General features: G+C 37.5%; 14 protein-coding genes. 10 read left to right on the top strand and 4 right to left on the bottom strand.

What is annotated here, in order from left to right; genetic code table 11:
* Positions 1-101: 101 nt before the first annotated feature.
* The 5 genes from PYW36_RS02370 to PYW36_RS02390 all read left to right on the top strand — a co-directional run bounded on the left by PYW36_RS02370 (position 102) and on the right by PYW36_RS02390 (position 3,885).
* Positions 102-695 (top strand): DUF805 domain-containing protein, encoded by a 594-nt coding sequence (locus PYW36_RS02370; RefSeq protein ID WP_103158961.1) that lies wholly within the window; start codon positions 102-104, stop codon positions 693-695.
* Between the two features lie 246 nt (positions 696-941).
* On the top strand, positions 942-1,841 hold the full coding sequence (locus PYW36_RS02375; RefSeq protein WP_037574981.1) for an ABC transporter ATP-binding protein: 900 nt from the start codon (positions 942-944) through the stop codon (positions 1,839-1,841).
* Positions 1,834-3,069 carry an ABC transporter permease gene (locus PYW36_RS02380; RefSeq protein ID WP_037574978.1) on the top strand — a complete coding sequence of 412 codons (1,236 nt, stop codon included), beginning with the start codon at positions 1,834-1,836 and terminating at the stop codon, positions 3,067-3,069. The genes PYW36_RS02375 and PYW36_RS02380 overlap by 8 nt, the downstream gene beginning before the upstream one ends.
* A 118-nt stretch (positions 3,070-3,187) precedes the next feature.
* Positions 3,188-3,520 carry a YnfA family protein gene (locus PYW36_RS02385; protein ID WP_103158962.1) on the top strand — a complete coding sequence of 111 codons (333 nt, stop codon included), beginning with the start codon at positions 3,188-3,190 and terminating at the stop codon, positions 3,518-3,520.
* A 155-nt stretch (positions 3,521-3,675) separates the two neighbouring features.
* The gene (locus PYW36_RS02390) at positions 3,676-3,885 is read left to right on the top strand and encodes a helix-turn-helix transcriptional regulator (protein WP_037574974.1); all 210 of its coding nucleotides are present in this window, start codon (positions 3,676-3,678) and stop codon (positions 3,883-3,885) included.
* An 88-nt stretch (positions 3,886-3,973) separates the two neighbouring features.
* Here PYW36_RS02390 and PYW36_RS02395 read toward each other — a convergent pair whose 3' ends face one another.
* Both PYW36_RS02395 and PYW36_RS02400 read right to left on the bottom strand, forming a co-directional pair.
* Complete coding sequence (locus PYW36_RS02395; protein WP_037574972.1) at positions 3,974-4,441, bottom strand: SRPBCC family protein; 468 nt, start codon at positions 4,439-4,441, stop codon at positions 3,974-3,976.
* Positions 4,442-4,458: 17 nt separating this feature from the next.
* Positions 4,459-5,118 (bottom strand): MOSC domain-containing protein, encoded by a 660-nt coding sequence (locus tag PYW36_RS02400; RefSeq protein WP_103158963.1) that lies wholly within the window; start codon positions 5,116-5,118, stop codon positions 4,459-4,461.
* Positions 5,119-5,250: 132 nt separating this feature from the next.
* Here PYW36_RS02400 and PYW36_RS02405 point away from each other — a divergent pair, with 132 nt between their 5' ends.
* Complete coding sequence (locus PYW36_RS02405) at positions 5,251-5,940, top strand: ribose 5-phosphate isomerase A (RefSeq protein ID WP_037574967.1); 690 nt, start codon at positions 5,251-5,253, stop codon at positions 5,938-5,940.
* Positions 5,941-5,980: 40 nt separating this feature from the next.
* Here the strand turns inward: PYW36_RS02405 and sdpC are convergent, their stop codons facing one another.
* Positions 5,981-7,033 carry a peptidoglycan release complex CPBP-like subunit SdpC gene (gene sdpC / locus PYW36_RS02410; RefSeq protein ID WP_103158964.1) on the bottom strand — a complete coding sequence of 351 codons (1,053 nt, stop codon included), beginning with the start codon at positions 7,031-7,033 and terminating at the stop codon, positions 5,981-5,983.
* 259 nt (positions 7,034-7,292) lie between these two features.
* On the opposite strand from sdpC, the gene hutG reads away from it, so the two are divergent.
* On the top strand, positions 7,293-8,222 hold the full coding sequence (gene hutG / locus PYW36_RS02415; protein ID WP_103158965.1) for a formimidoylglutamase: 930 nt from the start codon (positions 7,293-7,295) through the stop codon (positions 8,220-8,222).
* Positions 8,223-8,284: 62 nt separating this feature from the next.
* On the opposite strand, the gene PYW36_RS02420 is transcribed toward hutG, so the two are convergent.
* Entirely contained in the window at positions 8,285-9,163 is an 879-nt protein-coding gene (locus tag PYW36_RS02420) for a LysR family transcriptional regulator (RefSeq protein ID WP_103158966.1), read from the bottom strand.
* 307 nt (positions 9,164-9,470) lie between these two features.
* Between PYW36_RS02420 and PYW36_RS02425 the strand changes: the two genes are divergently transcribed.
* The 3 genes from PYW36_RS02425 to hutI are packed head-to-tail and all read left to right on the top strand — an operon-like array spanning position 9,471 to position 13,663.
* Positions 9,471-10,745: a YjiH family protein gene (locus PYW36_RS02425; protein ID WP_422784795.1), complete on the top strand. Its 1,275-nt coding sequence runs from the start codon at positions 9,471-9,473 to the stop codon at positions 10,743-10,745.
* Positions 10,746-10,763: 18 nt separating this feature from the next.
* Positions 10,764-12,431 carry a urocanate hydratase gene (gene hutU, locus PYW36_RS02430; protein WP_037574959.1) on the top strand — a complete coding sequence of 556 codons (1,668 nt, stop codon included), beginning with the start codon at positions 10,764-10,766 and terminating at the stop codon, positions 12,429-12,431.
* Entirely contained in the window at positions 12,431-13,663 is a 1,233-nt protein-coding gene (gene hutI, locus PYW36_RS02435) for an imidazolonepropionase (protein WP_103158968.1), read from the top strand. The genes hutU and hutI overlap by 1 nt, the downstream gene beginning before the upstream one ends.
* The last annotated feature ends 83 nt before the right edge of the window (positions 13,664-13,746 follow it).

The following is a 13,746-nucleotide window of genomic DNA, read 5'->3' on the forward strand; positions in this document are numbered from 1 at the left end:
ACGTTTTTGTTTTTTGAAATTCAATATTTATTTTTTTACAAAAGTTTAATATACTTGTGTTAAGATTTTAAATGTATAACAACTTTAGGGGGACATGAGATATGAATGTAACGCAACAAGTTGGTTTTCTCGAAGCGTTTAAATTATTTTGGACGAATTATTTGAATTTTAAAGGGAGAAGTCGACGTAGCGAATATTGGTGGGTCGCCTTATGGCATCTCATCATTACTTTGACGCTTCTTATTTTAGGTGTTTTAACGCTATTCGTCCTTCCAGTCGTAGGTGTTGTTCTTTTATTTGCGTTGGCATTGTACGTGCTCGCAACCATTATTCCGAACTTAGCTTTAAATGTTCGACGCTTCCATGATTGTGGCTTTTCGATGTTAATACCGATGCTTTCATTTGCAGTTGGCATAATCTATAATATTATCAATGCTTTTACAAAACGTACAGAAGTAGCAGAGATTGGCCATTCAACCATTACAAACCATACTGGGTTTATTCCATGGCCCGTATTAATTATATTTTTAATACTTTTGTTAGGATTAAATATCTTTGTATTTGTAGTCAGTTTATTAGATAGCCAAGAAGAGACAAATAAATATGGACCGTCTCCAAAATATGTCCCTTATTCAGGGGCTTACAGACAGATGCATAATGAGAGTGTATCAAATGAAAGAAGCATGACGCAATAAACACAGGAACCTTTACATCCAAATGATGATACATCATCTCAAAAAAAGATAACTTCATGAAAGATTAAAACATTCAATAAGGATACGTGCAGAACAAAAATCGATATGATGGATGTTCTGCTTTTTATATTTATAAAATCATGAAGAGGACTATGTAAAATATACATGTCTTTATGACAAGTATATTTGTCAAAATATGAGGAGTCATGTATACTGAATTTAATAAATGAAGAAAGGGCGTTGCTTATGTCATTAAAAGTATCCAATGTCAGCAAGAGATTTCAACAAGTTACGGCTGTTAAAGATATTTCTTTTGAACTTGAAACTGGCAAAATGTTAGGGTTTCTCGGACGTAATGGAGCAGGAAAGACAACTACATTTCGTATGATTTTAGGTTTAACTGAGCCATCAGAAGGTGAAATTCATTTTAACGGTCATAAAATAAACACTTCAAATTATAATGAAATAGGTTATTTGCCAGAAGAACGCGGATTACATGCAAAATTAAAAGTGGTCGATGAGTTAACGTATTTGGCGACTTTAAAAGGTATGAATAAAAAAGACATAAAAAAAGCCATTGATTACTGGCTTGATCGCTTCCAAATTACAGAACATCGTGATAAAAAAATTGAGTCGCTTTCAAAAGGGAACCAACAAAAAGTACAACTTCTCGCAAGTATGATACATGAGCCTCAGCTCCTTATTTTAGATGAGCCTTTTAGTGGATTAGACCCGGTCAATGTAGAATTGTTGAAAAAAGCCGTCATTGACCTTAATCAACAAGGAACGACGATTATTTTTAGTTCCCATCGAATGGAACATATTGAAGAATTATGTGATGATGTGTGCATTTTAAATCGTGGCCAAATGGTCGTGCAAGGTCCGCTTCAACAAGTCAAACGTGAAAGTGGCTATCAACGTGTGATTGTAGATGCGGATTACGATTTACAAGATCTTGCGACGTTACCAGGGGTTCTCGAAATGAAAATAACGCCCAAGGGGACACTTTTTATGATTGAAAATGAACAGGTGGCACATCACATTTATCAAGAACTCCAAACAAGAGGGTTTGTCAGACATTTTGAAATATTAGACCCTACGATTCAAGAAATTTTTATTGAAAAAGTGGGTGACATTCATGAGTAAGTTTTTAGCAACGTTTAAAATGACGTATTTTAACAAATTAAAGTCTAAAGCTTTTATGATTTCAACGATACTTTTTATTTTAGTCATCGTGGGGCTAGCGAATGTTGATAAAATCATTCAATTCTTTGATAAAGGCAACGATAATATCGCAATTGTGACACAAGATGACCGTGTTTACCAACACGTGAAATCGATGGGGGAAAGCTTACATAAAGAGATTCATTATGAAAAATTAAGCCCATCCAAAGTTGATAAGGCCTTAAAAGATGAAAAAATTGATCGGGCGTATGTCATTAAAACACAAGGAGACCGTTTATCGGCGACGATTAAATCAACCTCTGAACCGTCTGAGCAAGACCAAAAAGAGCTACAAACCATTTTGACACAACTCCAATCTCAACAAATAGCCGAGAAATTGGGACTCTCTCAAGATGAACAACAGCAATTGCTGACACCGAGCACCATCGACACACATGTCGTTAAAGATGCGAAAGGGGCAAGCATTAATCAAAATGAAAAGGGGTTTAGTTCATTTATTGTCATGGTCGGTAGTCTTTTGATGATGTTTATTATCATTAATTATGCCAACCAAATCGCCATGGAGGTCGCTACTGAAAAAACATCCCGTGTTTCTGAAATGATTATTACCAGTGTGAAACCTTCCCTCCATATTATTGCGAAAATTTTAGGCGTTCTTGCTGTAGCGCTTACACAATTGCTTATTTTAGGCCTCACGGTTTTAATCTGTGCTTACGCGTTTGATTTTACGCAAACATTAAAAGGTTTAGACTTTGTGGTCACGCCTCATATTTTACGATTAATTACCTTTGGTGTCCTTTTCTTAATTATAGGTGTCTTTGCCTATGTGATATTTGCAGCTATTCTCGGCAACTTGACGGCACGTATTGAAGACATTGGGCAAACGATGATGCCTTTAACGATGCTCATGTTGGCGAGCTTTTATACAGGCTATATCGGTGGGCTTACGAACCCAGACAATATTATTGTCAAAGTTGCGAGTTATGTTCCATTTTTCTCACCATTTGTTACATTTGCACGTTTATCAATTCCTGAAACGCCAACATATGAAGGAATTATCGCAATCGTGATTCATCTCGTACTGATTGTAGTGCTCTTCTATTTTGCGACGAAATCTTATAAAAATGCGGTCCTTACTTTTGAAAAAGGTTGGTGGAAATCACTAAAACGTACTTTTAAAAAATCCTGATAACAAAAAGCGAGCGCCTAAAGATAGGTTGAGCTCGCTTTTTAAGTTGAAAACTTGCTGATTGTATCATACAGTATTGAAGAAATCGTTTTAACAACAGGTGTGAGGAGAAGAAAATATGAACTTTTTGTATCCAACTGCCATTTTTATATTAGCAGGACTGTGCGAAATCGGAGGAGGCTACCTCATTTGGCTTTGGCTGCGCAACGATCAATCCGCGTGGCTAGGATTATTTGGGGGTCTATTATTAATGGCATATGGCGTCGTCGCTACCTTTCAAAGTTTTCCAACTTTTGGTCGTGTATATGCAGCGTATGGCGGTGTTTTTATCGTACTCAGTTTATTATGGGCGTATTGGATTGATCATGAACCCCCGGACAAGTTTGACGTGATAGGCGCATTGATTTGTATTGTTGGCGTATTGGTCATGGTCCTGCCTTCAAGAGGATAAAGAAAGACAGGGAAATCATTTCCCGGGTAATAGTATATTTTAAGGGTGACATTTGATAATGATTGAGGTGGATGCGTGATTCACATTTCCTCAAGTTGAATTAATCTTTTGAGTGATGATTGGGAAAATATGATGTTGAATGAGGAGTTGTTGCCATGCGAACACGATTAAAAGAATTACGTGCGCGTGAAGGGTATAATCAAACTGAACTTGCTAAAAAAGTTGGCGTCTCAAGGCAGACGGTCTCTTTAATTGAACGTCAAGAGTTTATGCCCTCGATTTTAACAGCGATTAAAATCGCACGGGTTTTCAACACAACTGTTGAAGACATATTTATATTCGAAGATCACGAGTTTAAAGCATAAAAATCCTCTTACACATTGTGAAGGGGATTTTATGCTTTAAAATATATCAAATAATGTTTTATGTTTATTGACAGTAGATTTTAAATGTTTATTTCAATTTTAAAATGTCGAGGATTTGTGTGGCTCGTGCTTTAAAATCAAATTCTGATTGGTTGGGCATGTGCCCTTTTTCTATGAGCATTTTTAATGCATCAATTTTGTACTGCCAACCTGCAAAATCCATCCCTAGATGTTCGATAGTTTGGGGGAGCGATTCATGGAGGTGTAGAGAAGTTTCATTTGGACTTAATGCTGTAAGTGTCATTTCAACTGTCCCTGTCGCCCATTCAAACTTTATTTGTGTGGGTTTTGTATATTCCCAAATATGCATGGCTATAGGCGTTTGGTTTTCTAATTGGAAGTAAAGCTTATCCTCATCAAAGGAAAGCTCTGGAAACCATTGTTGAATCCCTTTATTCGTACTGAGATAGTGAAACAGTGTTTGAATATCTGTTTCATAGGTTTTAGTAAGTGCTTGAATCGCATGGGTTTTAGTTTTAGAATATTGAACTTCCATGAGCATCACCTCTTCTTTTATTGCGTTGTGGAACAACGCATCAATAACGTATTTAATTTCTTACGTCGTTCCTCTGTAATAAAAGGATTTTTTAGCGCATAGGAAAGCTTCTCTTTGTTCTTTTTGTCATTATAATACACATCATTAAGTGCCTGTACGGATAAACGCGTGTCTACAGGCGCCATTTTAAGCAATTTAAGACGACTGTCAGGCGCGACTTTACCTTCTTGAATCACTCTAAAATAACATCCTGTTTTACCCGTCGCCATCATCCGCTTCATAATCCCATTATATTGATATTTTTGTTGGATTTTGCGACACGGCTCACGAATTTCTGACACTTCTATAATGGCTTCTCCTAATTGATATTGGTTACCAAAATACAATTCTGTTTCATCAATGCCATCCACTGAAATATTTTCACCGAAAAAAGCATAGGGCGGAATAGGTGAGATGACATCTTCCCACATAGCGTAATGATCCGTACTATATAAACAAACGGCTTTATCCGGGCCACCATGACCGTGATATTCCTGCTCATCGCCCTCAAATCCAAGGCGAGACAACCAAGTCTCATGTTGGAGGGGGACTTTGTTCATCGCACTTTTTAATGAGGTATGATCATAATGCAATGTTTCTATTTTACCTGTACAAATCGCTGTAATCGAATATTCCATAATTTACCTCCAAGATAAGTGTTAGTCCTATTGTATAAGAAAAATAGCAAAACGTCTTGTAGAGGATGGTATTTTATGTGTATTCATGTACAATAAAAGTAAAGGAAAAAGCGTAGAAAGGGTCGGCATAAGATGGACACAAAACAATTAAAATTATTGACATTGAAAGATGCAGTCGCGCAAATTGAAGATGGTATGACTTTAGGCATTGGCACAGGGAGTACGATTGAATTGTTAATTCCTGAAATTGCAAAATTAATGGAGCAAGGCTATCAGTTACGAGGGGTATGTACTTCGGAACGAACAGCGTATCAAGCGAAAATGTTGAATATTCCAATCTTAGATATTAATGATGTTCAAAAGATAGATTTAGCCATTGATGGCGCAGATGAAATTGACCCAAACTTGAATCTCATCAAAGGCGGGGGTGGCGCCTTATTTAGAGAAAAAGTGATTGATGCTTTTGCAGAACGCTTTGTGGTACTTGCGGATGAATCGAAATGTGTAAACTACTTAGGGGAGACATTTAAACTTCCTGTAGAGGTGGATACGTTCAACTGGTACCAACTTGGAAAGCAAATTGAAGCCGCATATCCGGTAAAAGCTTATCGCCGCATGGTCGAGGACACGCCGCTCATTACGGATAATGGAAATTATATTTTAGATGTCGAGATGTCGTCAGCTCAAGATCCTTATGAGTTTCATGAATTCTTAATTCATTTAACAGGCGTTTTGGAGACAGGATACTTTTTAGACCTTGCAGATGAAGCTATTATAGGAACAAAAAAGGGCGTCAAAATATTGTCTAAGTCAACAAAATAACAAAAAGACCGAGGAGGCATTTGTCTCTTCGGTCTTTTGATTATCGACGTAAACGAGAAGTACGTTCATTTGTAGCGTTGTCATTCTCTGTAGGTGCTTCATCTTCTTGTACAATTGCACGCGCACGTGTTTCTTCATCTACATCCATGTCATGATTATGGGCTTCATGATGCTCATGATTATGTGTGTGCTCATGATGATGGTTGTTTAATGCATGATGACGCGTTTCATGATGATGCGCTTCATTGTCTGTTTCTTCAATATCATGTTCACGTTGTTGGTCATAAAACATCGGTGTGTCATCGTCATCACCTTTATGACGTGGCGTCAATAAACGTTTGATTAAACTTACAACAATGACTATAACGGCGATAGCAGCTGTCGCATAGGCGAGGACTTGCATCGAAAACACATCGCCAATTTCTTCACTGAAGAAGAAAACTTTTGCGAAAGACATAAATGCATGAAATAGTGTCGCAATATAAATAGAATGGCCGCCTGTACCGCGCACAAGCTCACCGACAATCATTGAAAATGAAAATACATAAATGGCACTATACATCGTGTATGGCATACCAAAAGCCGTATTCACATCCCAAATTAAGTACAATAAGCTGACGCCGATATTTGCGAATAAAAATGGTAATCTGCGTTCAACAATATTCAATAAATATGAACGGAATCCAAATTCGATGAAAAAGGCCATGAATAAGTGTCCAATTAAAATGGTCCAAATGGATTCAGATAAGTCTTTAGCTTGTAATAGAATAAAGCTATCAGCAAATGTGTTAAAGCTATACATACCAATAATAAAAATTACAAATGGTATCGTTAAAGCGAGTAAAAGGCGTTCAATGACCTTTAAATTAATGCCTAATTTGAAACCTTCTAGTTGCTCTTTTTTATGTTTGAAAATCAATAAGCAAATAATAGCGGCAATAAATGGGCCTAAACTATTTAATGAGAACACGAAATTTTTCAAGCCGGATGCTTCTTGAAAATCTCGTAAAATCACGGGACTGGCATATGCGATGACAAAGAAGACAAAGATTGTCATTGCCCATTGAAAGCCTGAAATACGCGAATGGTTCATAATTAATCCTCCATATTCAGGGTACGCAAAATAATAGTAAAAGCGATGTGTAAATATGTAAAATTCTATCACATGCTTCATCTCATAATCTAGCTTACATTATAACGGTATATATACAATAAATAAATTGATGCGTGAGATTTATCATCTAATTGTAATAAAAGTAAAATGTTGAAAGCATTTTTATTAAACATTTTTAAGGGTATACTTGATATGTAATAGTTCATTCTTTTTTTAGTTTGAAGGAGGATTCATCATCATGTATCTTGAACCAAATACACAATTGTGGACAGGCAGATTGGATAGTGAAACGGATCGACAAGCGTTTCGACACTTTCAAACCGTTCAGTTTGAAAATGTTGAGACCATTCAAAATCATCCAGACAGTGTTGCATTACTAGGCTATGCGATAGACAAAGGTGTGGAGCTGAATAAAGGACGCATCGGCGCTAAAGAAGGACCAGATGCGATTAAGAAAGCTTTTGCGGGGTTGCCTGCAGCGTCTGAGACCCCCATCATTGATTATGGTAATTTTGCCTTTAATCATGACTCGTTATTTGAGGCGCAAAAAGAATATGGAAAATATGTCGAACAATTAATACTCAATCATAAGCGTACATTTTTATTAGGGGGCGGACATGATATTGCCTATGCTCAATATTTAGGTGTACGTGCAGCCCATCCTGAAAAGTCGATTGGCGTTATTAATATTGATGCTCATTTTGATAATCGTAAAGAAGAAAGTTCTACTTCGGGTACAAGTTTTCGTCAAATGTTAGAACAAGACGACAACTTAGATTATTTTGTCATCGGCATTCAACGTCCAGCCAATACGCCTAGTTTGTTTGAGTATGCAGACCAAACAGGAACGCAATATGTGCTTGCAGACGAAATTACGGAACACATTGCCCCACAAGTTAAAGATAAAATTGAACATTTTATCCATGATCACGATGTGATATTATTTACAATTTGTATGGATGTGATTGATAGTGCCTATGCGCCTGGCGTAAGTGCAAGTGCAGTGCTCGGGCTCACGCCACACTGTGTATTAACATTAGCAAAACGTATTTTACAGTATGATCATGTCACATCTGTGAGCATTGCAGAAATGAATCCTCATTACGATGTTGATCAACGAACAGCTAAACTCATTGGTCAATTCCTCTCTTATTTTATTCATTATTGATGTGTTAACACTGAAAGACGTCGTCATGAACGCTATTCCTCAAAGGCGTTCATGACGATTTTTTATGTTGTTTTAAATTGCCAAAATTCACGGATATCATTTAACAACGTGGTCATTTGGGCTGAAAATTGTCTGTTTTTAGCATAATTGATATAAATGGTGCGCTCTATTTTAGGTTGTATCGGAATGGCATCGAGATGACTCGTCTTAAAGGACTGATAATAAATGCGGGGTATGACCGCATATCCCATTCGTTGATGCACAAAATTTGTCGCAACTTCAAACCTCTCAACTTCCATAACAATATTTGGACGCGCTTGCATATGGGTAAAATAATCGTCGATATGTTTGCGGACTTGATAAGGCTGAATGGTGAGAATAAGGGGCAAGTCCTTAATAGAAAGTGCCTTTTGATTTTGGAATTCATTTTGCGGGGTCAGCACCACATAATCTTCTGTGTAGAGTGGCAAGGAGATAATTTCCTCATTTTTAATGACATCATTCGAAAGACCGAAATGAATCTCAAAATCTAATAATTTTTGCGTCAATGTGTTTAAATCTAAAATTTCTGTAATTTGATAATGTTGATCAGGATGTTTCATATTGTGTGCTTTAATGACTGTGGCCACCCAATGTGCTGTAGATTCTAAAATAGAGAGTTTGATTTTAGGTGTATGACTTAATTTTAAATCAAACATTTGTTCCATCGTTTGATGGTAGTGCTGTACTAAGGTTTGCGCATAATTATAAAATTGAATGCCTTTTTCAGTAATAGAAATATCTTTCGTAGTACGTTTGAGCAAGGCATAGCCTAATTGTGATTCCATTTTTTTAATTGTTGCGGTTAACGAAGGTTGACTGATATGCAAAGTACGAGCCGCTTTAGTAAAACTATTCTGTTTAACGACCTCGATAAAATACTCTAATTGTAAAATTTTCATTTTGACCTCCATTTATAGTTTCAAGCTATCAATAATTAGTTTATTTATATTGGTCATTAATATCTTACCATATTACAATGAAATTGTTGGGGAATCACCCACAGAACATATTAAGCGTGTTGATATAAAGAAAAAGGGACTTTATCGACACGGGAAATTTAATAATAATGGGGAGAAATATGGCAAATTAAAAATTTCAGAAACTACTCATAATGGAGGTCGTTAAAGGCTCATAAGGCAAAGTTCAAAGGGGTGTCTTATAAAAATGAAAGAAACAAAGGGAGTTCAGTCCACACGTGGGCGTAACATGTGGCAGTTTTGGATCTTCAGCATTTTAGGAATTATTTTCTTTTTTGTTCCGATGACGATTAATGGCAATCAAACCATACTCGTCGATCACGCGCACTTAGGCGTACGTGCTTTACTAGGAGCATTCATGCCTTATGTGGCATTGGTGATGATTTTGTTAGGCGCAGTGTTGCCTATAATACGAAAAGATTACCGAAAATCGATTACAGAAGCCGTTATTGTCTTTTTTAAAATCTTGGGTGCCGCTATCGGTGTAATGTACGTTTTCAAATGGGGACCCAACCTATTATTTCAACCTGACTATGGTCCGTTTTTATTTGAAAAGCTGATGTTACCGTTAAGCATACTGATACCTATTGGTGCTGTTGCTTTATCTCTATTAGTAGGTTATGGATTACTAGAGTTTATAGGTGTGCTCATGCAACCGATTATGCGTCCAATATTTAAAACACCAGGAAAGTCAGCCGTCGATGCCGTCGCCTCATTCGTGGGAAGTTATTCGCTCGGATTATTAATTACCAATCGTGTGTATAAGGATGGCATGTATAACAAAAAAGAGGCGGTCATCATTGCCACAGGTTTTTCAACTGTTTCTGCGACATTTATGGTCATTGTGGCACGTACACTGGATTTAATGTACCATTGGAACCTTTATTTTTGGCTTTGTCTCATCATTACATTTATTGTGACAGCCATTTCCGCACACTTACCCCCAATTTCCAACGAGAGCGAAGCCTATTACGGGGGACAAGAAGGCGAACAAGAAGTCAAGGTCAAGGGAAGTCGCCTAAAAGCGGCTTGGAATGAGGCTAAAAGACAATCACATCATTCATTGCCGTTATTGAAAAACATCTGGGTCAATGTCCGCGACGGTTTAGAAATGACTATTGCCATTTTGCCTTCCATCTTATCAATTGGATTTATCGGATTATTATTGGCAAATTTCACACCTATTATCGATTGGGTGAGTTATATTTTCTACCCATTTATTATGATTTTTCCAATTCAAGATCAAGCCCTTTTGGCAAAAGCTTCGGCCATTTCAATTATTGAAATGTTTTTACCTTCATTGCTTGTGGCTAAAGCCGCTTTAGAGGTGAAATTTGTCGTTGCGATTACAAGTGTCTCAGCGATTATCTTCTTTTCGGCGCTAGTGCCTTGTATTTTAGCGACGGAAATTAAAATTCCTATTTGGAAGTTAGTGGTCATTTGGTTTATTCGTGTTGTTTTAACATTATTGATTACCATTCCAATTAGTCTACTATTATTTTAAACAAAGGAGAGATTCATGATGTCAAGAGAAATTAAAGCGAAAAAAGGGTTAGAAATTGAATGTAAAGGTTGGGAACAAGAAGCGGTTTTACGTATGTTATATAACAACTTAGATCCTGAAGTTGCTGAACATCCTGAAAAATTAGTAGTATATGGCGGAATAGGGAAAGCAGCGCGAAATTGGGAAGCTTTTGATGCAATTGTTGAAACATTACGCCGTTTAGAAAAGGACGAAACAATGCTTGTGCAATCAGGAAAACCTGTCGCTGTATTCAAAACACATGAAGAATCACCACGTGTATTATTATCTAATTCAGTGCTCGTTCCTAAATGGGCAAATTGGGAGCACTTCCATGAATTAGATAAAAAAGGACTCATGATGTATGGACAAATGACTGCAGGGAGTTGGATCTATATCGGTTCTCAAGGGATTGTTCAAGGAACTTATGAAACGTTTGCAGAATGTGCGAATCAACATTTTAATGGTTCATTAAAAGGAACAATCACTTTAACAGCAGGTCTTGGCGGAATGGGAGGCGCACAACCTTTAGCAGTAACAATGAATGAAGGGGTTGTCATCGGTGTAGACGTGGATGAAACACGAATTCAAAAGCGAATTGACACGCGTTATTGTGATATCATTACCCACTCTCTAGATGAAGCTTTAGAAAAAGCTGAAGAAGCTAAAAATAAAGGTGAAGCCTTATCCATTGGTTTAGTTGGTAATGCAGCTGAAATTCACCATGAGATTTTAGAACGTGATTTTAAAATTGACATTGTTACGGACCAAACTTCTGCGCATGATCCATTAAATGGATATGTCCCTGAAGGCTATTCTTTAGAAGAAGCTGCAAAGTTACGTGAAGAAGATCCAGAAAAATATGTCCAATTATCTTCTGAATCAATGAAAAAACATGTCGATGCGATGTTGAAATTCCAAGAAAAAGGTGCGATTGCTTTTGACTATGGAAATAACATTCGTCAAGTCGCGTTTGACCAAGGACTCGAAAAGGCGTTTGATTTTCCAGGCTTCGTTCCAGCCTATATTCGACCACTATTTTGTGAAGGTAAAGGGCCTTTCCGTTTTGCGGCTTTATCAGGTGATCCTAAAGACATTGAACGTGCAGATCAATTAATGCGTGAACTTTTCCCTGAAGATGAAAAGCTCATGCGTTGGTTAGATATGGCGAGTGAAAAAATTGCGTTTCAAGGTTTACCGTCACGTATTGCATGGTTAGGATATGGTGATCGTGCCAAAATGGGCTTAGCTTTAAATGAATTAGTACGTAAAGGTGAAATTTCAGCACCTATCGTTATTGGTCGAGATCATTTAGACTCAGGGTCAGTGGCTTCTCCTAACCGTGAAACAGAAGCGATGAAAGACGGTTCCGATGCAGTAGGGGACTGGGCAATTTTAAATGCACTTGTGAATACAGCAGCCGGTGGATCATGGATTTCTGTGCATCATGGTGGCGGCGTTGGTATGGGATATTCTCTTCATGCGGGTATGGTTGTCGTAGCTGATGGTTCTGAACGCGCTGATCGTCGATTAAAACGTGTATTAACTACAGATCCGGGTATGGGAGTAGTAAGACATGCAGATGCAGGTTATGACATTGCTATCGAAACTGCGCAAAATAAAGGTGTAGATATTCCAATGATTACAGGTAAAGGTGATGACAAATAATGAATGATTTAATAATCCAAAACATTAAAGAATTAATTTTACCCAAATCAACTGAACGCCCGTTAAAAGGCGCAGAATTAGACGAACTCACAGTCATTGAAAATGGGACTGTTGTTGTAAAAGACGGAAAAATTGTTTATTCTGGTCCGCATTCAGAGGAATATGAAGCGAAAGAAACGATTGATGCGACAGGTAAGGTGGTTTCTCCTGCGCTTATAGATGCCCATACACATTTGGTGCACGGGGGTTCTCGTGAACACGAAATGTCGTTGAAACGACAAGGCGTTTCTTACTTGGAAATTTTAGAGCAAGGTGGTGGCATTCTTTCAACGGTTGAAGCCACACGTCAAACGAGTGAAGATGATTTATTCAAAAAGGCAGAACATGATTTGTTGACTATGATTCATCACGGAGTTTTAGCCGTTGAAAGCAAAAGTGGTTATGGCTTAGACAAAGAAAATGAGTTGAAGCAACTTCGTGTTTCACGTCGATTACAAGAAAAATATGCGCTTGATATGAGACATACATTTTTAGGACCTCATGCAGTTCCAAAAGATGCAACCTCAAACGAAGCTTTTTTAGAAGAGATGGTAGAATTGCTTCCAGAAGTTAAAAAATATGCAGATTTTGCGGATATCTTCTGCGAAACAGGCGTTTTTACTATAGAAGAATCTAAGCGTTACATGGAAGCGGCTAAAAAAGAAGGTTTCCAAGTGAAAATTCATGCAGATGAAATTGATCCTTTAGGCGGCTTAGGGCTTGCCATAGATGAAGAAGCGATTTCTGCAGATCACCTTGTGGCTTCTAGTGATGAAGACAAGGCCAAATTAAAAGATTCAGATACGGTTGCGGTCTTATTGCCGGGAACTACGTTTTATCTAGGTAAAAATGACTATGCAGATGCACGTGGCATGTTAGATAACCATGGTGCAATCGCCATTGCGACAGATTTTAATCCAGGCAGTTGTGTGACAAATAATTTACAAATGGTGATGGCCATTGCAGCCCTTAAACTTAAATTATCACCAAATGAAATATGGAATGCGGTCACTGTTAACGCAGCGAAGGCGATTAATGTAGATGCGGGAACTATCAATGAAGGGGATAAAGCAAATATCGTCATTTGGCATGCCCCAAACCATGAATACATTCCTTATCATTATGGTATAAATCATGCAGAAAAAGTGATTAAAGACGGTAAAGTGATTGTCGATCATCAATTAGCACTTTAATAAAAAGGCGCGTTATTTGATGATACAAATAAATACTTGTATGTAGGACTACCATATAAACGAGTTGGGCGATCTCCTAACTC

The sequence above is a fragment of the Staphylococcus chromogenes genome (genome assembly GCF_029024625.1).
Taxonomy (GTDB): Bacteria; Bacillota; Bacilli; order Staphylococcales; family Staphylococcaceae; genus Staphylococcus; species Staphylococcus chromogenes.

Coding starts and splice junctions, on each gene's coding strand:
- PYW36_RS02425 (WP_422784795.1), top strand. CDS start 9,471: ATGTGGCAGTTTTGGATCTTCAGCATTTTAGGAATTATTTTCTTTTTT.
- PYW36_RS02420 (WP_103158966.1), bottom strand. CDS start 9,163: ATGAAAATTTTACAATTAGAGTATTTTATCGAGGTCGTTAAACAGAAT.
- hutU (WP_037574959.1), top strand. CDS start 10,764: ATGTCAAGAGAAATTAAAGCGAAAAAAGGGTTAGAAATTGAATGTAAA.
- hutG (WP_103158965.1), top strand. CDS start 7,293: ATGTATCTTGAACCAAATACACAATTGTGGACAGGCAGATTGGATAGT.
- hutI (WP_103158968.1), top strand. CDS start 12,431: ATGAATGATTTAATAATCCAAAACATTAAAGAATTAATTTTACCCAAA.
- PYW36_RS02390 (WP_037574974.1), top strand. CDS start 3,676: ATGCGAACACGATTAAAAGAATTACGTGCGCGTGAAGGGTATAATCAA.
- PYW36_RS02385 (WP_103158962.1), top strand. CDS start 3,188: ATGAACTTTTTGTATCCAACTGCCATTTTTATATTAGCAGGACTGTGC.
- PYW36_RS02400 (WP_103158963.1), bottom strand. CDS start 5,118: ATGGAATATTCGATTACAGCGATTTGTACAGGTAAAATAGAAACATTG.
- sdpC (WP_103158964.1), bottom strand. CDS start 7,033: ATGAACCATTCGCGTATTTCAGGCTTTCAATGGGCAATGACAATCTTT.
- PYW36_RS02370 (WP_103158961.1), top strand. CDS start 102: ATGAATGTAACGCAACAAGTTGGTTTTCTCGAAGCGTTTAAATTATTT.
- PYW36_RS02395 (WP_037574972.1), bottom strand. CDS start 4,441: ATGGAAGTTCAATATTCTAAAACTAAAACCCATGCGATTCAAGCACTT.
- PYW36_RS02380 (WP_037574978.1), top strand. CDS start 1,834: ATGAGTAAGTTTTTAGCAACGTTTAAAATGACGTATTTTAACAAATTA.
- PYW36_RS02375 (WP_037574981.1), top strand. CDS start 942: ATGTCATTAAAAGTATCCAATGTCAGCAAGAGATTTCAACAAGTTACG.
- PYW36_RS02405 (WP_037574967.1), top strand. CDS start 5,251: ATGGACACAAAACAATTAAAATTATTGACATTGAAAGATGCAGTCGCG.